We start from the raw sequence: 20,378 nt of genomic DNA on the forward strand, positions 1-20,378 counted from the left end.
CCCAGCACCACAAGCACCTCCGGCAGCTCCAGCACCACAGGCATCCCCGCCGGCACCCTCGGCACCACAGGCACCACCGCTGCCCCCGGCACCCCAGACATCCCCAGCACCACAAGCACCTCCGGCAGCTCCAGCACCACAGGCATCCCCGCCGGCACCCTCGGCACCACAGGCACCACCGCTGCCCCCGGCACCCCAGGGGCGCCGAGGGCGGCTACCGGGCCGCGAGGTCCGATTGCGCCCCGTGACGAGGTCGTGTGGGTGGTGCTCACCGGGGGGCTCGGTCGTGGCGAACTGCTTGAGCTCTTCGGCTCGGGCGACGAGGGTGTGGTGGCGGCTGCGGCGCATCGTCTGCTTCCGGGGGAGGCGAGGGCCGTCGTGGCGTCGGTTGACGCCGGGTCCACGACTGGGCGGCTGCTCGCCGCGGCGGGTGCCGTGACCGAGTTGGACGCCGTGGAGGACGCGGCGGTGCTCGATGCCGTCGGGGAGCTCATCGGGCGCCTTGCCGAGTCGGCGGGGACAGTGCCGCCGGACCGGGGGCAGGGGGGCGTGGACGGGCCGGGGCGTATGGAGGTGCTGGCGGCGCTGGTGGGGGCGGTGTTCGCGATCGATCGGGGGCGGGGGGTGCGGCTGGCGTTGCGGACGGGGCGGGTGCTGGAGCGGGAGGGGGTGCCGGGGCGGCTGACGTGGCCGTGGGCGGTGGCGTTCGGGCGGGCGGCCGGGGCGCTGGGCGATCTGGTGGCGCTGGCGGAGTCGGGCACGGACCTCGAAGCGGCGATCTTCGGGCTGTCGTCGAGTGCCGGGTTCCTGCTCGACGCCGCCCCGGGGCCGGAGCACCGGCTCGGGGAACGGGCCCGTGCGCGTTTCCTCGCGACCCCGGCCCCGGCCGCGGACGGCCCGGACGCGTGGCGGTACGTCATGGCCGCCGCCACGGTCGGCCTGACCGCCGTCCTCCCCTACGCCCGCGAATTGGCGTCCCGGCCCGGCTACGGCACCGTCCCCGTCCTCACCGGCACCGGCTCCTACGGCCTCCTGGAGCAGACCGACCTCGCCGGCGTCCTCGCCGCCATCGGCCACCTCGCACGCCTGACCGCGTCCCAGGGCGCCACCGCCCCCGCGCCGCCCCGCTCCCACCCGGAGGTCGCCGCGGCGCACGCGCTGCTGCGGGACTTCCCGGTGGAGGGGGCTCATCCGGGTGTGGCGGCCGGGCGGCTGGCTGGGCTGGCGTACCTCGGGGACTGGCAAGCCGTGCTGGTGGGTTTCACGCGCGACGACCCCCGCCTCGCGCGGATCGCGGAGCGGGCCGTACACGTCTGGCTTCCCGGGCCCCCGTCCGCCCGCGCGAGCACCCTCCGCGAGGTGGCGCGGTGGATCGCCGCCCATCTGCGTGCCGCGACCGGACTGCCACCCGGCGTGCGGGCGGTCCTGACGGACCTCCAGCGGGACTGCGAGCACGCCGTAGAGGCATTCGTCCCACAGCCGTGATCGGCGAGCCGGACCGCCTGGCGGACCCGTCGGCGAACCGGCCGCAGGAGGTCGGCGAGGCGCGGACCGTGTGAACGTGCCGCCGGAAGCCGTCCGCTCTAGCGGGGTGACGTCTGCATGCGGTGCTGGATATCGGGGCGGAGCGGGGCCGAGGACGAGGAGACCGGGCCGGCGAAATGTGAACGTGCCCCCGGAGGCCGTCCGCTCTAGCGGGGTGACATCTGCGTGCGGTGCTGGATATCGCCAGAATCGGGTGGGCTGTGCTCGACATGGTCGGACTCGACCACGGGGGGGTCCATCCACCCCGGCCGGAGAAGGGTGATCCCTTTACGATGGCTGTCCCTGGCGACCCATGGCAGGTTTCTCGCCCTACGACGGCGCCGTCTTCGCCGTACCATGTCTCGCCGTCGCGGCGCCGGGAAGACACATGGCGAGCCGGGGCGGGGCGGAGCGGGCGGGGCGGAGCGGGCGGGGCCGAGGACGAGGAGACCGGGCCGGCGAAATGTGAACGTGCCCCCGGAGGCCGTCCGCTCTAGCGGGGTGACGTCTACATGCGGTGCTGGATATCCCCGGAATCGGGTGGGCTGTGCTCGACATGGTCGGACTCGACCACGGGGGGGTCCATCCACCCCGGCCGGAGAAGGGTTTGATGGTACTGATCCCTACGATGGCTGTCCCTGGAGACCCAAGCCGGGTTTCCCACCGTACGACGGCGCCGATTTCGCCGTACCACGTCTCGCCGTCGCGGCGCCGGGAAGACACATGGCTAGAGCCGGGTCGGGGCGGGGCGGAGCGGAGCGGGGCCGAGGACGAGGAGACCGGGCCGGCGAAATGTGAACGTGCCCCGGAGGCCGTCCGCTCTAGCGGGGTGACGTCTGCGTGCGGTGCTGGATATCCCCGGAATCGGGTGGGCTGTGCTCGACATGGTCGGAGTCGACCACGGGGGGGTCCATCCACCCCGGCCGGAGAAGGGTTTGATGGTACTGATCCCTACGATGGCTGTACCTGGAGACCCGTGGCGGGTTTCTCGGCTGCGGGTGGTTAGCCTGGGCACTCACGCGATCAAGGTGTCTGCCATCCCCGCGTCGTACGGTCAACGCGGTTGACGGCGGTGAGTGTTCGAGGAGTTTCATGCGATGACCGTTCGGCTCGTCCTGGTCTGCCACGCGGCTACCGCCGCGACTCGTGAGGCGCGGATTCCGTATGACGACGAGCCCTTGGACGCACATGGTGAGGCCGCCGCCGGGGCTGCCCGGGGGGTGCTCCGGCGGGTGGGGACGGCGTACCACGCGCCTGAGGCGCGGTGCCTGCGGACGGCCCTGGCGCTTGGTCTGGATGCCGTCCCGGAGACGGCGCTCGCCGACCTGGATCTCGGCGCCTGGCGGGGACACACCTTGGAAGGCCTCGGCACCGGACGGGCCGACGCGCTGCGGGCCTGGCTGACGGAGCCGGACGCACGGCCGCACGGTGGCGAGACGTTGCGGGAACTGGTCGCCCGCGTCGCGGGGTGGCTGGACTCCCTGCCTGCCACCCCGTCGCGCGTCGCCGCCGTCACCCACCCGGCGGTGGTCCGTGCCGCCGTCCTGCATGTCCTCGGTGCCCCGGTCTCCCGTTTCTGGCGGCTGGACGTCGCGCCGCTCTCGCAGACCCACCTGTCCGGAGGCGCGGACGGGTGGCGCCTGCGGGAGACGGGCCACCCGCTGACGCCCTGAGCCGGTCACGGGGTCAGGCGATGCAGGTCCCGGGGGAACAGGGCGGTGCGGCGGATGTTGTCGGCGCCGATCAGGCGGGCCGTCCAGCGTTCGAGGCCGAGGGCGAATCCGCCGTGCGGGGGCATGCCGTGCCGGAACGCGGCGAGGTACCCGGTGTACGGCTCGGGCGACTCGCCCCGGGCGGCCAGCGCGGCGAGGTAGTCCTCGTGGCGGTGCAGGCGCTGGCCTCCGGTCACCAGTTCCAGGCCGCGGAAGAGCAGGTCGAAGCTGTTGGAGTACTCGGGCCTGCCCGGCTCGGGGTGGGTGTAGAAGGGCCGCTTGACCATGGGGTAGCCGGTGACGAACAGGAACTCGCTGCCGTGCTCGCGCAGCGCCCACTCCGACAGCCACCGCTCGTGGGCGGGAGCGAGGTCGGGCTCACCTCGGGGGTCCTCCCCGGTGTGCGCGGCGATGAGTTCCTGGGCGCGGGCGAAGTGGATCTCGGGGATGCGCTCCGGCACGGCGGGGAGCGCGGCGCCGAGCAGCGCGCACGCGTCGCCGGCCCGCCGCCGCACGGCGTCCGTCATGCCGGCGAGGACCTCGCGCAGCACGGCCATGACGTCCCGATGGTCGGTGACGAACCCCAGCTCGGCGTCCAGCGAGGTGTACTGCGCGAGGTGGCGGGCCGTGTCGTGCGGCTCGGCGCGGAACACCGGGCCCACCTCGTAGACCCGCTCGAACACGCCGACCATGGCCTGCTTGAAGAACTGGGGCGACTGCGCCAGGTAGGCCCGCGTCCCGAACCAGTCGATGGCGAAGACGTTGGCCCCCGACTCGGTGGCCGAGGCCACGACCTTGGGTGTGTGGATCTCGGTGAACGCGAGTCCGTCCAGCGCCTCCCGGAACCCGGCCACCGACGCCGCCGAGATCACGTGCGGCGCCCGCAGCACCGGGTGGCGCAGCGCGACCGGCGCGTGGTCGAGGATCGTCGGCAGCGACGCCGTCACCGCGGGCCGGTACAGGTCGAACGGCGGGGGCTCGGCCGGGCCGGACAGGGCGGTCACCCGTGGCGACGTCAGCTCGGCCCCGCCCGGGGCCTGCGGGGCGGCGGTCACCGTGCCGGTGACCTGCAGGACCGTCTCCTCGGGGTGCCCGGCGACCCCGGCCGTGGCCTCAGGGCCGGTGAGTACGATCTGCGCGAGACCGGACCGGTCGCGCAGCACGAGGAAGACGACGGATTTCAGGGTCCGCCTGCGGTGCAGCCAGCCCTGGACGGTCACCTCCCGCCCGATCAGCGCGGGAAGCTCAGCGGCGAGGACCCGGTGGGTGGGGGCGACGGTCGTGGAAGGGGAGATCATCACAAACCTCTTGCTCAGTGAGTGGTGATCCCTTGGGAGTGCGGGCGAGAAGGGAACTCGCGGTGCCACCGCACTTTCACCGCCGAGCCGAGCCGGCGGCCTCGAAGGCTTGATGACGGGGGCCACCCGGCGGGGCATTGGGCGTGGCGCCGTTCCTCCCCGCGCTCGGGAGTGTCTTCACCACCGGAGGCAGGGCCGCCTTCGCAACTACCGGCGACTCTCTCCGACCTGCCCGGCCCGCTGGCTACTCGTCTCCGTCGACGCGTTGCCGAAACCCTACGCACCGGCCGTCACGCCCGCAACCAGGATTCCCGCGACGCGCCGCGAGGCTCGCCGTGACTCCACGGTGGCCGCCCCGGGCGGGACGTCACACCCGGGGTGGCGGGAACAGCGGGACCCCGGCCGCGACCGCCGCCTCGCGATAGGCCTCCGCCAGGCTGCCGGCGGTCTCGTGTGCGTTCAGGCCGCTCGGGTTGGGGGCGATCCAGAGCGGTACGCCGCCGATGTCCTCGGGCTGCTTGCCGGCGACGGCCTTCGGGCGGCGGAACGCGACGCGGTACGCGGTGACACCGAGAACCGCCACGACGTTCGGGCGGACCAGCCCGACCCGTGCGGCCAGCGCCCGGCCACCCTCCACGAGCTGCTCGGTGGTGAGCTCGTCGGCCCGCGCGGTGGCGAACGGGACGATGTTGGTGATGCCGATGCCCTGCGCCTTCATGTGCGCGGCGTCGGCGGCGGAGAGGCCGTCGGAGACCCCGATCAGCCGGTCGACGATGCCCGCCCGGTACAGCGCGGGATAGAAGCGGTTGCCGGGACGCCCGAAGTGGGTCTGCACGGCGACCGTGCGCAGACCGGGGTTGATGCCGACGAAGAGCAGCCGCACATCGGGGCCGAGGAGGTCGGGCAGGGTACCGCCGCGGAACTTCTCCAGCTCGGTACGGCCGAATCTCACATTCTCCTCCATTCCACCCCCGTGCGACCCGGGACTCAGTGTTCCACAAGAGGTGCTGGCGGGAGCGGCGCCCTTCGTCGGGGGAACACGCGCCGACGGCACCCGGGACGTCCTCCTCGCCGCCCCGGCGCGGTGGCCGGGCACGCCGCTGGAGCCGGCCCGCGGGAAGGCGGGCCGGCTCCAGGTCCTGGGTCACACGCGGGTCAGGTGCGGGTCCAGCGCTGGTTGGTTCCGCCGTTGCAGGTTGCGATCTGTGCCTTGGTGCCGTTGGCGGTGGCGGTGACGTTCAGGCACTTGTTCGCTCCGATGGCGGTGATGCTGCCGTCGGAGTTGAGGCGCCATTTCTGGTTGTTCTGGCCGTTGCAGTCCCAGATGAGCACCGCGGTGCCGTCGGCGGTGCCGGCGCCGTTGACGTCCAGGCACTTGTTGCCGTAGACCCGCAGCTCACTGGAGGAGGTGGTGGTCCACTGCTGGTTGGCCTGCCCGTTGCAGTCCCAGATCTGGGCCAGAGCGCCGTTGGTCTGAGAAGCACCGTTGACGTCCAGGCACCGGTTGGACGCCACGTTCCGCAACGCGCCCGTACCCGCGGACGGGGTGGGCGAGGGGGTGGGAGTGGGGGTGGGGGTGGGAGTGGGGCCGCTACCTTGCGCGACGCCCCTGCCGTTGAACGTGATCGAGTCGAAGTCGAACGCGTTCCCCGACGGCGCCTTGAACACCACGTACAGGTTGCGGGTGCCACCGGGGTTGGTGACCGTCACCGCGGGCATGGACGCGTAGGTGTCCCATCCCCCGGTCGCCGTCACGGAGCTGGAGGCGATGAGCGTCCCGGTCGGCGAGTCGGCGCGCAGCTCGATGGACCCTCCGGTGCTGGACGGCGCCGAGACGCGGAAGGACACCGAGTCGATCCCCGACAGGTTGACCGGCGTGAAGGAGACCCAGTCGTTGTTGGAGATGTCGCCGACGCGCCGGCCGCCCTCGGCTCCGGCCTGGTCGACGATCCGGATCCCGGACGAGCCGGTGAAGTGCTCAGCCTGCTTGTGCTTGGGCTGCAGGGTGATGCCGGCGTTGCCCTTCAGGCCGCCGTTGTCGGTGTAGTCGGCGATCAGGGCGTAGTAGATGTTGGAGGCCTCGTCATGGCCGGACGCGGTGGTCGCGACCGTCCCGGAGCATCCGGTGTACTGACCGGTGTCGTGGGCGTGCTGGTCGTGGCCGAGCGCCGTGATCACGTTGACCCTCGAACAGGTGACGGCGCCGTCCTCGGGGTCGGTGACGTTCATGGTGTAGGCCACCGAGTCGCCGAAGTCGATGAACCCGCCGTCGGGCGGCGCCGAGAAGACGACTCTCGGCCGGGTGTTGCCGACCACGACGGACATCGTGATGCTGCCCGTCTTGCCGGTCGTGTCCCGTACGGTCAGCCTGACGGTGTAGGTGCCGTTGGCGGTGTAGGTGTGGGACGGGTTGGCGCTGGTGGAGGTCCCGCCGTCGCCGAAGTCCCAGCTGTAGGTGATCGCGTCGCCATCGGGGTCGGCGGAGCCGGCCGAGGAGAACGCCACCGTGAGCGGCGCGCTGCCCGAGTCGGGGTTGGCGGTGATCTTGGCGACGGGAGCGCGGCTTCCGACCACGTAGTCGACGCGGTAGATGCTGTCGTCGGTGTTCGCGTGGCCGAAGCCGTTGCCCCAGTCGGCCATGTACAGCGCGCCGTCCGGGCCGAACTTCATGTCGATCGGCGCGTGCGGGGCGATCTGCGCCACGAGAGGGTTGATCTTCAGCAGGTTGCCGGAGGAGTCCAGGCGGAGCTCCTTGACGAAGTTGCGGCTCCATTCGTAGAGGAACGGCGTGCCGTTGTAGTACTCGGGGAACTTGCGGTCGGAGGTGCTCGCCGCGTCGTAGCGGTAGAACGGCCCGCCCATCGGGCCCGCGCCGCCGCAGCAGTTGATCTCGGGGAACTCGGCCGAAGCGTGGTAGTTGTACCACAACGTCGCGGGCTGGGCCGCGGGCAGGCTGGTCAGGCCGGTGTTGTTGGGCGAGTTGTTGGTCGGCGCCGAGCAGTTGAACTTCGACCCCGACGTGTTGGTCGCGAAGTTGAAGTCGTTGAACGCGATGTTGTTGCCGACGCAGTACGGCCAGCCGAAGAAGCCCGGCTGCTTGATCAGGTTCCACTCGACCGTGCCCTCGGGGCCGCGGCTGGAGTTGGCGCTGCCCGCGTCGGGACCGTAGTCGCCCACCGAGATCCAGCCGGTGGTCTTGTCGACGGAGAAGCGGAACGGGTTGCGGAAGCCCATCGCGTAGATCTCCGGCCGCGTCCTCGCGGTACCCGACGCGAACAGGTTGCCGGACGGAATCGTGTAGGTGCCGTCGGACTCGGGGTGGATGCGCAGGATCTTGCCGCGCAGGTCGTTGGTGTTGGCGGCGGACCGCTGGGCGTCGAAGTGCTCCCGGCCCGAGCGCTCGTCGATCGGGGCGTAGCCGCTGGACCCGTTGGGGTTGGTGTCGTCACCGGGGCCGATGTACAGGTTGCCGTTCGGGCCGAACGCGAGGTAGCCACCGGTGTGGCCGGGCTCGTCGACGTTGCGGTACGCCGGAACCTCGATGATCTTCTTCTCGCTCGACAGGTCGAGGCTGGTGCCGTTGAAGGTGAAGCGCGACACACGGTTCACCTCGCCCCCGTTGGACGGCGAGAAGTTGACGTAGATCCAGCCGTTGGTGGCGAAGTTCGGGTCCAGTGCCAGCCCGACCCCGCCGTCCTCGCCGCCGTCGTACACCGACAGGGTGCCGATGACGCGGGTGGCCCCGCCACCCGCGGGGATCAGGTTGACCCTGCCCGAGCGCGAGATGTAGAAGACCCTGCCGTCGGCGGCCACGTCCAGCTCCATCGGCTGGTCCGGCGCACCGTCGAGGGTCACCTTCTGGAAGCGGGTCGCGATCGTGCCGCCGCAGTCACCCTGCGCCGCGCCCGCCGCCCACTGCACGCCGCCCAGCAGGTGCTGCTTGAACAGCGTCTCGGAGTAGGAGGACGCGTTGTGGCCCATCGCGGTCGCCCACACCCGGCCGCCCTCTGGGTTGTGACACCAGGAGATCGGGTGGTCGGCGCCCATCCTGCTCGACCCCGCGTCGTAGGTGGTCTCGTCCGCGGTGACCAGCACGTGCACCGAGCCGCGCATGTTCTTGTCGAAGTTGTACCACTCCTCCGTGCGGGTCCACCGGTCCGGCAGGCCCCGGGTGGAGGGGTGGACCTTGTCGGCAACCTTGGCGGTGCCCTGCACGGTCGCCGAGTGCGCGGTCATGTGCGCGCCGGCCAGCGCGACCTGGTCCCACCAGGAGAACGACGACTCGATGTTCATGTCGACGGCGTTGTGGATCGCCACGACGCCGCGGCCGCTGCGCACATAGGCCTGGAAGGCCGAACGCTGGGAGTCGTTGTCCCACACCATGCCGCTGGTCTGGAACATGATGACCGCGTCGTAGGTGTTCAGGTTCGCCGTGTTGAAGACGGAGGAGTCCTCGCTGCGGTCGAGCTGGAAGTTGTTGTCGGTCGCCATCTGCTGGAACATCGTGATACCGGCGGAGATGGAGTCGTGCCGGTAGGCGCCGCTCGCGGTCTTGCTGAACAGCAGCACCTTGAACAGCGGGGCGGCCGCGCTCGCCACCGGTGGCGTCAGCGACAGCCACAGCCCTGACAGGGCCGCGACGAGGGCGAGGAGCAGGCGTGATCTTCGCATTGGAGGGTCTCCTGGGGACAGTGAGAGTTGGAGGGTGCGAAGGAGATGAGCCGTCAAGGCTCGGACGGTCGGTCAGACATGAGGGTGCGGAGGAAGGCGAGCCCTTCTGTGGCTAGGGCGTCCTGGCTCGAGGCGAGGGGACGCCAGATGGATGCGGCGGTGGCGATGGTCTTGTTGTCCGCGGTGAAGGACTCGATCACGAGCGGGCCGCGGTAGCCCACGTCGCGGACGGCCGAGGCGAAGCCCGGCCAGTCGAAGTGGTCGGCGCCGGGCGCGCCGCGGTCGGTCCCGCACACCTGGAGGTGCGCGATCCTGGCGCCCGCCAGCCGGACGGCCCGGAGGGGATCTTTCTCCTCGATGTTCATGTGGTAGGTGTCGAGGGCGAGTCCGCATTCCTCCGGGAGGGCTTCGAGCGCCTGCTCGACGGTGTTGATGACGCTGGTCTCGTACCGGTTGAGCGGCTCCACGCCGATCCGGACCCCGCGTTCCGCCGCGTATCCGATGACCGGTTTCAGGTTCTCCCGCAGCTCGGCGTAGAGCGCGTGCCGTTCGTCCGGGCTCATACGCCAGGCCCGGCCGACGGAGGCGTAGGCGGGGCCGCTGACCGCCGGCGCGCCGACGGTCACCGCCACGTCCACGCAGTGCCGCAGGTAGTCCTGGGTCTCCTGGACGGTCTGCGGCGAGGCGCCGACGAGCTCGCGGCCCGGAGGCATCGTGAGCACGACCGACGCGCGGAGCCCGAGACCTTCCAGCAGGGCCGCCGCCCTCGCGGGGTCCCAGTCGCCGGGCTGCTCGACCGGCAGCTCGACGACGTCGAATCCCCAGTCCGCGATCCGCGGCGCGAGGGCGGCCAGGGTGTCGTCGGTGAGCGGCGACACCCAGACCCACGTGTTGACGCCGATCACGACGAGCCGCCCCACTTCTCGGGGTAGCCGGGCAGGTTCTCGCAGCCGCACAGGGCGTAGTGCAGCGGCGGCAGGCCGGGCTTGAGATAGGTGGGGAGGTTCTCCTGGGTGATGGTCGGCTGCGGGAGGTTCCAGACCTTCGGCACCTCCTCCCCCTTGAGGATCTTGAGCGCCGCGATGACCGGGGTACGCCACTGGTACGTCGGATAGGTCGGGGCGATCGCGGTGAGCTTCGCGTCGCTCCACTTCTTCAGGAAGTCCTGCTGGTCCTCACCGTTGATCGGCGGTACGGGCTGGCCCGCGTCCTCGAACGCCTCCACGGCCGCGACGGCGGTGGCGCCCGCGTCCATCCAGACTCCGTCGATCTTGCCGTGGCGCTGGATGTAGTCGCTGACGATGCCCTTGGTCTTGGCGGCGTCGCCGTCGGTGAACTCCACGCCGACGACGTCGAGGCCGCTCTTGTCGAACGCGACCTTCGCCGCCGACCACCGGGTCTCCAGCACGTCCACACCGGGCAGGATGCGCAGCGCCAGGATCTTCCCGCCGGACGGCACCTTGTCGATGAGGAACTCGGCCGCCTCGGCGCCGAAGGCGTAGCCGCCGATCGGCTTGATGAAGGTGACCGGGCAGTCGGTCTCGACCCCCCGGTCGAACACGATGACCGGTACCTTCGGGCAGGCGCCGGACACCGCGGGAGTCAGCGTCGCCGTGGTGTTCGGCGAGATGATCAGTACGTCACACTTCTTGCCCTGCAGTTCCGCGATGTCGGAGATCTGCTTGTCGTCCTTGCCTTCCGCGTCCAGCGCGGTGAAGCGCGCGATCTCCTTGTGCTGGGCGACCTCCGCCTGCATGGTCTTCCAGCCGACCTGCCGCCAGGGGTTGTTGACCGCGGCGTTGGAGAAACACAGGTGGTACGGCCCGGCCTTCTTGTACTTGGCGGTGTCGACGGGCTGCGCGTCGATGCTCTGCTCCCACGGCTTGTCCGGCGGGCCCTCCGGCTGTGCCCGGCGCATCGCCATCTGAGCGTCGTAGTCGGCCTGCACGAAGAACTTCGACTGCGCTCCGGTGCCCTTGTCCGTCTCCGCGGACGCGGGGGGCGCGGAGGCGGCCGTGGAGGCGGACGGCGTGGGCTTGTCGCTGGTGCAGGCGGCCGCCGACAGCGTCAGCACGGCCAGTGCGGCGGCGGTTAGGAGCCGTCGCGAATATGAACGCATGGTCTTTCCTTCCATCACGAAGCGGCCGCGGTTCTCCGGCGTGGGAGGCTCACTGCTCCCAGCGCCACCGCGGCGATGATGATCACGCCCTGTACGGCCGGCTCCAGGGCCCCCGAGACGCCGTACAGGTTGAGGAGGGTGAACAGCGCCTCCAGGGTGAAGGCGCCCGCCATGGCGGCGACCACGGAACCGCGGCCGCCGCCGAGGGCCACTCCGCCGAGCACGACAGCGGTGATGGCCTGGAACTCCAGGCCCTGCCCGACCTGCGCGGACACCCCGGCGAAGCCACCGAGCAGGATCGCGGCGACCGCCGCCGACAGCCCGGAGATCATGAATGCCACCGTCCGCACCCGGGCGACGCGGACACCGGACAGCGCCGCGGCCCGGTCGTTGTCACCGGCCGCGATCAGCGTGTGGCCGAAACCGGCGCGCATGGCGTAGACGGCGGCGACCGCCACCGCGACGAGAATCAGGACCGACCAGGGCACCGGGCCCAGACTCCCCCGGCCCAGCTCACGGAACTCCGGGGACAGCGCGCCCCGGGGCGCGCCACCGGTCCAGAGGAAGACGGCTCCCGACAGGATCAGCAGCATCCCGAGTGTCGCGATGAACGAGGGGACGCGGAGCAGCGTGGAGACGATGCCGTTGACCAGCCCGACGAGCAGCCCGAAGACGATCAGCAGGGCCAGCACGGGCCAGGTCGCCTCCGCTGAGCCGTCGATGAGCCGGGCGGCGATCACCACCTCGGCGGTGACGAGGGAGCCGACCGAGAGGTCGAACTCGCCGGACACGATGACGAAGTACTGCCCGGCCGCGAGGATCACCAGCGGCGCGGCCCGTTTGACGAAGGCGAGGAAGGCGGGTGGCTCCAGGAAGTACGGGTTGACGACCGCGATCGCGATCAGCAGCCCGCCCAGCACCACGAAGATCGGCAGTGCGCGTCTCATGCGGTCCGCCTCCTGCGCGCGTAGATCGCCAGGGCCGCCACCAGGACCACGCCCCGCACGACGTCCTTGGCGAAGGAGTTGACCTCCATCTGGTTGAAGATGCTGTCGAGGACGGCCAGGACCAGGACTCCGCCGATGGTCCCGGCGACCCCGCCGCGGCCTCCGGCGAGGGCGGTCCCGCCGAGCACCACCGCGGCGATCGACTCCAGGTCGTACCCGCCGTCGGTCCCGACCGTCGGCGCGCCGGCTCCGAGCCGGGAGGCGAGCAGCAGCCCGGCGATCCCGGCGCAGATCGAGCAGAGCACGTGGGCGGCGACCACGACCCGCTCGGTGCGCACTCCCGACAGCCGCGCGACCTCGGGATCCCCGCCCACCGCGTAGATCCGGTATCCCAGCCGCGTACGGCTGAGCATGAGCGAAGCGGCCACCGCCACCGCGGCCAGCAGCAGCGCCGACACCGGCAGCGGCCCGATGCGGTCGTACCCGAGGTGCTGGAAGGACTCGGGCACGCTGCCCGCCGGCCCGTCGTACCGCTGGTCGAGCGCGCCTTTGATGATCAGCGCGACGCCGAGCGTGGCGATGAAGGCGTGTACCCGGAGCCTGGTGACGATCAGGCCGTTCACCAGCCCGGCCAGCGCGCTCACCGCCAGCACCGCCGCGACCGCGGCCGGGACGCCGGTGTCGGCGCCCGCCATGATCTCGGCCGCGACCAGCGAGGTCAGGCTGATCAGGTAGGCCACCGAGAGGTCCAGGCTGCCGGCCAGGATCACCAGGGTCTGACCGACCGCGACGATGCCCAGTGCCGCCGATCGCTGCTGGATGCCGACGATGTTCTCCTGGCTGAGGAACCGCCCGCCGTCCAGAGCGAACAGCAGCCAGCCCAGCACGACGAGCAGGGCCAGCGCCACATAGATGGCACGCGCGGGCCGGTCGGCCGACAGCCGCCGGAGGAACGAGCCCCCGGCGGGGACGCGCCGGAGCTTCAGCTGCTCGGTCATGACGCGGCCGCCAGGCGCATCACGGCCTCCTCGCTGGAGCCGGCCGGCAGTTCTCCGGCGATGCGGCCGTCCCTCAGCACCACGATGCGATCGCTCATGCCGATGAGCTCGGGAAGCTCGGAGGAGATCATCAGGATGGCCATGCCGTCGCGGGCGAGTTCGCGCATCAGCTCGTGGACGGCGGCCTTGGCGCCGACGTCGACGCCGCGGGTGGGTTCGTCGAACAGCAGGACGCGCGGGGCGACCGTCATCCATTTGGCCAGGACGACCTTCTGCTGGTTGCCCCCGGACAGCAGACGGACCTCCTGGGCGGGGCGGGGCGGGTTGAGCCGCACGCGCTCCAGCAGCCGATCGAGCCCGGGCCGGCGCCGCCCGGTGGCCCGGGCGACGAGCAGGGCGTTGTCGCGCACCCGCTGGTTCAGCAGGAGCCCTTCGGCCTTGCGGTCCTCGGTCACCAGGCCGATCCCCGCGGCTATGCCCTCACGGGCCGAGCGGGGACGGCGGGGCGTCATCTCGCCGCTGGTGAAGGGCTCCGCACCGAACAGCGCCTTGGCGAGGTCGGTGCGGCCCGAGCCCTGCAGCCCGGCCACCCCGGCGATCTCCCCCGCGCGCAGGTCGAGGTCGATATCGTGCAGCCTGGCGTTGCCGCCGCCACGCACGCTCAGCATCACCTCTCCGGGCGGTTCCGCGGCCCTGGCGGGGTAGTAGGAGTCCAGCTCCCGGCCGACCATCAGGCGGACCAGAGTCGAGGTGTCCAGACTCGAAGCCTCCGCGGTGGTGACCCGGGCACCGTCCTTGAGCACGGTGATCCGATCGGCGAGTTCGAAGATCTCGCGGAGCCGGTGCGAGATGTACAGGACCGCGATGCCGCGCGCGGTGAGCCGCCGCACCAGCGTGTAGAGCAGCTCCACCTCGTGGCCGGCCAGGGCCGCGGTCGGCTCGTCCATCACGACGATCCGGGCGTTCAGCGACAGTGCCTTGGCGATCTCGACGACCTGCTGCTGCGCGACCGAGAGCCGCCGGACGAGATCGCGCGGCCCGAACGACTCCTCGCCGAGCGAGCTCAGCAGCTCTCCGGTCGCCGACTCCATCGCCTTCCGGTCGACCAGCCCCCACCGGACGGGTTCCCGGCCGAGGAAGACGTTCTCGGCCACCGTCCGTTCCGGCAGCAGGGTGAGCTCCTGGTAGATGATCGTCACCCCGGCCCGCTGCGCCTCGATCGGATGCCTGAACGTCACGCGCCGGCCGTCGATCTCGATCGTCCCCTCGTCCGGGGTGTGCACTCCGGCGAGGATCTTCATGAGCGTCGACTTGCCCGCGCCGTTCTCCCCCACCACCGCGTGGACCTCGCCGGCGGAGGCCTCCAGGTCGACTCCGCCGAGTACCCGGACGCCCAGAAAGCTCTTGCCGATGCCGGCCATCTTCAGCACGCGGCCCACCCATCGGGCCGCGCGACCTGGGCGGCGGCGGATCGCGCCGCGGCGGTGGGACCGGCTGGGGCGGGTCCCGGCGCCGTACGGTGTGGGGGGTCGTGCACGGGGCTCTCCTAACGGAAGTGGTGCCGGGCCCGGCGCGTGGCCGACCGGGTAGGTCGACGGCGAGGACGCCACCGCCGCTGGACCGGCGTCCGGCCGTCGCAGCCGGCACCGATTCCTCCCCGATGGACGGCGCGTGGCGCGGACGGACGCCAGCCTGACCACATAACAGTCGAATCGATTCGGTGCGAAAATAGGCCCACGCAAGATGACTGTCAAGGCATGCTTATGTGCTGGGATCGGAGGCATCTGGTCCGATACACCGACCGAGCGTCTCGTCGCGCCGACGACGAATCCCAGCTCCAGATGACCCAGATCATGCCGTAGGCCTCTTGCTTTCCCAAGTGGGCGGATATTGGCCGAGATATTTCCGGAGGTCACAGCCAGATGAGTATGAAACTTTCATCGTGCGTACCGTACGGAAGCCGCCGGCGGGGTCCGATACACGCGCTCGTGCGACCGCAGACCGACGACCGGCGGGAGGAGGCACACCTGCCCGGCATCGGGCAAAGGGCCTCTGACATGTGCTGACAGACGACAAGACCTCTCCTGGGCGACGTGTGTTCCCTGCCTGCCTCGCCGTGATCGAATCGATTCGCCATAACCATGGGGGCCACTGAACACGTCTCCTGTACCTCGGCGTTGCCTGCTGGAACGGGGAGGCGTCCGGATCGTGTCCCGCACGGCCCACCCGGCGCGGCCCCGATCGGAGCCGCGCCGGGCGTCACGCCAGGTGCGCAGGTGCGCGAATGAGCAGACCTTCGGTGCTTCGGGCTGCCCGGGGACGGCAGGACGGCCTCAGACGCGGGTCCAGCGCTGGCCGGTTCCGCCGTTGCACGTCCAGATCTGTGCCCTGGTGCCGTTGGCGGTGCCGCCGACGTTAAGGCACTTGTTGGCCCCGATGGCGGTGATGCTGCCGTCGGAGTTGAGGCGCCACTTCTGGTTGTTCTGGCCGTTGCAGCTCCAGATGAGCACCGCGGTGCCGTCCGCGGTGCCGGCGCCGCTGACGTCCAGGCACTTGTTGCCGTAGACCCGCAGCTCGCCGGAGCTGGTGGTGGTCCACTGCTGGTTGGCCTGGCCGTTGCAGTCCCAGAGTTGCGCCAGAGCGCCGTTCGCCTGGGAGGCGCCGCTGACGTCCAGGCACCGGTTCGATCCCACGCCCCGCAGCGCGCTCGTGGTCCCGGGGGACGACGGGGAAGGCGAGGGCGTCGGGGTCGGCGACGCGGTGGTCAGCTCCTTTATCCGGATGTTGCGGAACGACACCACGTCGGGCGATCCGTGGTTCTGGATGCCGATGTAGCCCTGCTGGAGCGAGCGGGCCGAATCGGCGTTGGTGAAGTCGTTGATCTTGGTGCCGTTGAGGAACACCTGGAGCCGTTCCCCCTCCACCAGCAGTTCGTAGGTGTTCCACTGCCCCGGCGGGTTGAGCGCCGCGTTCCGTGCGGTGAGGTCGGCCGACTTGACTCCGTAGATCGCCCCTGTCGTCTTGTCGTCGCTGTCGCTCGCGTCGATCTGCACTTCGTATCCGGTGTTGAGCGCCGTGTTCGGGTCGCTGGTGGCCGGGAACCCGACGATCACCCCCGAGTTGAAGTCGCTGGTCATCCGCCAGTCGAGCTTGAGCGAATAGGAGCGGAACTCCTTCGCGCTGTACCACAGCATGCCCATCCCGCCCTGCGAGCTCAGCGTGGCGTCGCTGTTGGTGAACGACCCCGGCCCGGCCTGCGACCAGCCGGTGGTCGATCCGTTGTACAACGTGGTGTAGCCCGTCTCCGGGCGGCAGTCGGCGTTGGTGGCCTTGGCCGCGTACCGGATCCCGCCGAGCAGCAGCGTCCGGAAGGCCGTGTCGGAGTACGACGCCGCGGTGTGCCCGAGGCCGGTGTAGAACGAGCGCCCGGAGGACTGCGGGTGGCACCAGGTGATGGGGTGGTCACCCATGCTGCCGCCGCTGTAGCTGCTCTCGTCCAGGCTCTGCAGCACCCGCACGTTCGGGCGGGGGTTGGTGCGGTAGTTGTACCACTCGTCGGAACGTGACCAGGTCGCCCCGATGTGCGACGTGGCGGCGTGCGCACGGTCCTCGGTCCGCACGGTGGCCTGCTGGATCGCCGGGTGGCTGTTGAACCAGGCCCCCACGAGCTGCCCGTAGTACGGCCAGTTGTACTCGGTGTCCGCGGCGGAGTGCACCCCCACGTAACCGCCCCCGCCGTCCACGTACGTCTGGAAGGCGGACTGCTGGCTGTCGTTCAGCACGTCACCGGTGGTGCTGAGGAACACCACCGCCTTGTACTGGGCGAGGTTGGAGGTACTGAATGCGGTCGAGTCCTCGGTGGCGTCGACGGTGAAGTCGTTGGCGGATCCCAGATCGCGGATGGCCTGGATGCCGTTGGGGATCGTGTCGTGCCGGAAACCGGCCGTCTTGGAGAACACCAGCACCTTGAAGGCGGCGGCCTGGGCGGGGATGGCGGGGACCAGCGTCGCGGCCGCGGCGGTCAACGCCACCGCGGTCACCGACAGGCGTCGCAGCACAGAGGTCTTCCGGTCGCTCCCCGCGGTGCGCCTGGGCGCGGCGGGGGTCAGTTGTCGCTGCATGGGTTCCTTCCGTCGCGATGCCCGGCGCGGCCCGGCGATGAGGCCGGGCCGCGGGGGCGTCACATCTTGGTGTCGCGGTGCGGTCGAGATCGGGTGGTGTGACGGGTGCCTCAGGCGCGGGTCCAGCGCTGGTTGGTCCCGCCGGTACAGGTGGAGATCTGTGCCTTGGTGCCGTTGGCGGTGGCGGTGACGTTCAGGCACTTGTTCGCGCCGATGGCGGTGATGCTGCCGTCGGAGTTGAGGCGCCACTTCTGGTTGTTCTGGCCGTTGCAGTCCCAGATGAGCACCGCGGTGCCGTCCGCGGTGCCGGCGCCGTTGACGTCCAGGCACTTGCTGCCGTAGACCCGCAGCTCACTGGCACTGGTGGCGGTCCACTGCTGGTTGGCGCCGCCGTTGCAGTCCCACAGCTGCGCCAGAGCACCGTTCGCCTGAGACGCGCCGTTGACGTCCAGGCAGCGGTTCGACGCCACACCCCGCAGCGTCCCCGTGCCACCCGAAGGAGACGGAGAGGGCGACGGCGACGGCGACGTGCCGGTGTCGAAGGTGAAGGCGTCCAGGTCGAACAGGTAGCCCCCTCCGGTTGCCCCGCGGAAGACCAGGTACAGCGTCGTCGTACCTGACGGCGCGCCACTGAGACTCGCGGAGACGTCGGCGAAGGTTTCCCAGCTCCCGGTGCTCGCGACGGTCGCCGTTCCGAGCAGCGTGCCGGTCGCCGACCCGGCCCGCACCTCGATCCGGCCGCCCGCGCCCGCCGAGGACACCCGTGCGGTGAACCTGGTGGCACCGGTCAGCGAGTACGGCTGGAAGGAGATCCAGTCGCCGTCGTCGGTGAAACCGATCGTCTTGCCGCCCTCGGCGGTGGTGTGGTCGGCCGTCTGCACGCCCTGCTGGGCGGAGAAGTGCTCGGCCTGGCGGTGCCGCGGCTGCAGTGTGCGCGTACTGGTGGAGGTCAGCCCGCCGTTGTCGGTGTAGGACGCCACGAACAGGCCGTACAGGTTGGCCGCCGAGTCGTGCTCACCGTCCACCGGCACCGAGATCGACCCGCTGCATCCCGTCTTCCCGGTGATCTGGTGGCTGTGACTGTCGTGCCCGAGGAAGTAGGTCACCGACACCTTCGAACAGTCCAGCGCCCCGTCCTCGGCGTCGCTCCCGGTCACCTGGAACGGGACCGTGTCACCGAAGGCGAACAACTGGCCGTCCCCTGGCAGGGTGAGGGTGAGCGATGGCGCGGTGTTGCCCACCGTCACGGTCACATTCGCGGTCCCGGTGAGACCCTGGGGGTCCCGGACGGTCAGCGTCACGGTGTAGCTGCCGTTGGCGCTGTAGGTCTTGGCCGGGTTGGCGGCGGTGGAGGTGGTGCCGTCGCCGAAGGCCCACGAGTACGACAGCGTCCCGCCCTCGGGGTCGGAGCTGCCCGCCGAGGAGAAGTTCACGGTCAGCGGCGCCGCGCCCGAGGTCTTGTCCGCGGCGGCCCTGGCGATGGGGTTGCGGTTACCCCCGCCGATGTACTCCACCCGGTACAGCGCCTGGTTGTTGCTGCCCGTGCCGTAGTCCAGCACGTACAGCGCGCCGTCCGGGCCGAAGGCCATGTCCATGACCTGCGTCCCGTTCCACGGGAACGCCGAGATCTCACCGTAGCCGCCGTCGCTCTTGACCTCGATGGCCTTGATCCAGCGCCGCCCGTACTCCCCGGCGAAGAACCGCCCGTCCAGTGACTGCGGGAACCTCACCAACGAACTCAGATTCGGATCGAAACGGTAGACCGGGCCACCCATCGGCGACTCCGAACCGCTGCCGAACTCCGGCGGCGAACCCGCGTCACCGGCGTACCTGATCCAGCTCGGCCTCGCCGCCGGCAGCGTGGTGAGGCCCGTGTTCCGGAACGAGTTGTTGGTCGGCCCGCCAGAGCAGTTGTACTTCGGGCCGGTGCTGTTGCTGGCGAAGTTCCACTCGTTGTAGGTCTCGCTGGTGGTGTTGGTCCCGGTGCAGTACGGCCAGCCGTAGTTGCCGGCACTGGTGATGCGGTTGAACTCCACCTGCCCGTTCGGGCCGCGGCTGGAGTTGGTGGATCCCGCGTCCGGGCCGTAGTCGCCGAGGTAGACGATGCCGGTGGCCTTGTCCACGCTCATCCGGAACGCGTTGCGCAACCCCATCGCGTAGATCTCCGGCCGGGTCCCGCTCGTGCCCGGCGCGAACAGGTTGCCGCTCGGGATGGTGTACGTGCCGTCGGCCTGCGGCTTGATGCGCAGCAGCTTGCCCCGCAGGTCGTTGGTGTTGGCGGCCGTGCGCTGCGCGTCGTACTGCGGGTTGCGGTTGGTGCGCTCGTCCAGCGGGGCGTAGCCGGCGGACTCGAACGGGTTGGAGTCGTCGCCGGTGGTCAGGTACAGGTTCCCAGCCGCGTCGAAGTCGATGTCGCCGCCCACGTGGCAGCACATGCCCCGGTCGTTGGCGACCCGCATGACGATCTTCTCACTGGACGTGTCCAGGGTCTCGTCGGACTTCAGGGTGAACCGCGACAGATACAGCTCACCCTTCCACGAGTCGAACTGCGCCTGCGTGCCGGTCGCCGGCGCGTCACCGCTGGGGGTGCTCAGCCGCGGCGAGTAGTACAGCCACACGTACCGGTTGGACGCGAAACCCGGATCCACCGCGACACCTTGCAGCCCCTCCTCGTCGTGGGTGTAGACGTTGAGCCTGGCCGCCACCTTGGTGTTGCCCGCCGCGTCGGTGACCCGCACTGTGCCGTCGCGGGCCGTGTGCAGGACCGAGCGGTTGGGCAGAACGGCCAGCGACATCGCCTCACCGAGCTCCGACCCGCCGGTCGCCAGTGCGACCTGCTGATAGTCGGAGGCCGGGATGACCAGCGCACTGGCCGGGGAGGCGGTGAGCGCCACGACCGCGGAGCTGATGAGCGCCAGCGTGGCCAGCGCATGCAGCCACGGACGTCGAGACATGAACGTTCCTTTCCTGACATATCCAGATCAGTCA

11 protein-coding genes and 1 pseudogene are annotated in these 20,378 nt (G+C 70.6%); 2 read left to right on the top strand and 10 right to left on the bottom strand.

The features are described from left to right. Both ACFP1K_RS10780 and ACFP1K_RS10785 read left to right on the top strand, forming a co-directional pair. Positions 1-1,485 (top strand): annotated as a pseudogene (locus tag ACFP1K_RS10780) (hypothetical protein); the annotation flags it as partial. Between the two features lie 1,136 nt (positions 1,486-2,621). Then, entirely contained in the window at positions 2,622-3,197 is a 576-nt protein-coding gene (locus ACFP1K_RS10785) for a histidine phosphatase family protein (protein ID WP_380750000.1), read from the top strand. Between the two features lie 5 nt (positions 3,198-3,202). Here ACFP1K_RS10785 and aspS read toward each other — a convergent pair whose 3' ends face one another. From aspS to ACFP1K_RS10835, 10 genes are all read right to left on the bottom strand, one after another. Then, entirely contained in the window at positions 3,203-4,534 is a 1,332-nt protein-coding gene (gene aspS, locus ACFP1K_RS10790) for an aspartate--tRNA(Asn) ligase (protein WP_380750003.1), read from the bottom strand. A gap of 367 nt (positions 4,535-4,901) precedes the next feature. After that, complete coding sequence (locus tag ACFP1K_RS10795; RefSeq protein ID WP_380750006.1) at positions 4,902-5,486, bottom strand: mismatch-specific DNA-glycosylase; 585 nt, start codon at positions 5,484-5,486, stop codon at positions 4,902-4,904. Between the two features lie 203 nt (positions 5,487-5,689). After that, on the bottom strand, positions 5,690-9,205 hold the full coding sequence (locus tag ACFP1K_RS10800; RefSeq protein WP_380750009.1) for a ThuA domain-containing protein: 3,516 nt from the start codon (positions 9,203-9,205) through the stop codon (positions 5,690-5,692). 53 nt (positions 9,206-9,258) lie between these two features. Next, complete coding sequence (locus tag ACFP1K_RS10805; protein ID WP_380750012.1) at positions 9,259-10,110, bottom strand: sugar phosphate isomerase/epimerase family protein; 852 nt, start codon at positions 10,108-10,110, stop codon at positions 9,259-9,261. Further along, complete coding sequence (locus ACFP1K_RS10810; RefSeq protein WP_380750015.1) at positions 10,107-11,324, bottom strand: substrate-binding domain-containing protein; 1,218 nt, start codon at positions 11,322-11,324, stop codon at positions 10,107-10,109. Before ACFP1K_RS10810 ends, ACFP1K_RS10805 begins: the two co-directional genes overlap by 4 nt. A 14-nt stretch (positions 11,325-11,338) precedes the next feature. Further along, complete coding sequence (locus ACFP1K_RS10815; RefSeq protein ID WP_380750018.1) at positions 11,339-12,271, bottom strand: ABC transporter permease; 933 nt, start codon at positions 12,269-12,271, stop codon at positions 11,339-11,341. Further along, the gene (locus tag ACFP1K_RS10820) at positions 12,268-13,269 is read right to left on the bottom strand and encodes an ABC transporter permease (protein WP_380750021.1); all 1,002 of its coding nucleotides are present in this window, start codon (positions 13,267-13,269) and stop codon (positions 12,268-12,270) included. The genes ACFP1K_RS10815 and ACFP1K_RS10820 overlap by 4 nt, the downstream gene beginning before the upstream one ends. Further along, the gene (locus tag ACFP1K_RS10825; RefSeq protein ID WP_380750398.1) at positions 13,266-14,690 is read right to left on the bottom strand and encodes a sugar ABC transporter ATP-binding protein; all 1,425 of its coding nucleotides are present in this window, start codon (positions 14,688-14,690) and stop codon (positions 13,266-13,268) included. Before ACFP1K_RS10825 ends, ACFP1K_RS10820 begins: the two co-directional genes overlap by 4 nt. 912 nt (positions 14,691-15,602) lie before the next feature. Continuing rightward, positions 15,603-17,390, bottom strand: a complete 1,788-nt coding sequence (locus ACFP1K_RS10830; protein WP_380750024.1) for a ThuA domain-containing protein — start codon at positions 17,388-17,390, stop codon at positions 15,603-15,605. A gap of 110 nt (positions 17,391-17,500) precedes the next feature. After that, positions 17,501-20,344 carry a PQQ-dependent sugar dehydrogenase gene (locus tag ACFP1K_RS10835; protein WP_380750027.1) on the bottom strand — a complete coding sequence of 948 codons (2,844 nt, stop codon included), beginning with the start codon at positions 20,342-20,344 and terminating at the stop codon, positions 17,501-17,503. Positions 20,345-20,378: the final 34 nt, after the last annotated feature.

This window comes from Sphaerisporangium aureirubrum (assembly GCF_042658925.1).
Classification (GTDB): Bacteria; Actinomycetota; Actinomycetes; order Streptosporangiales; family Streptosporangiaceae; genus Sphaerisporangium; species Sphaerisporangium aureirubrum.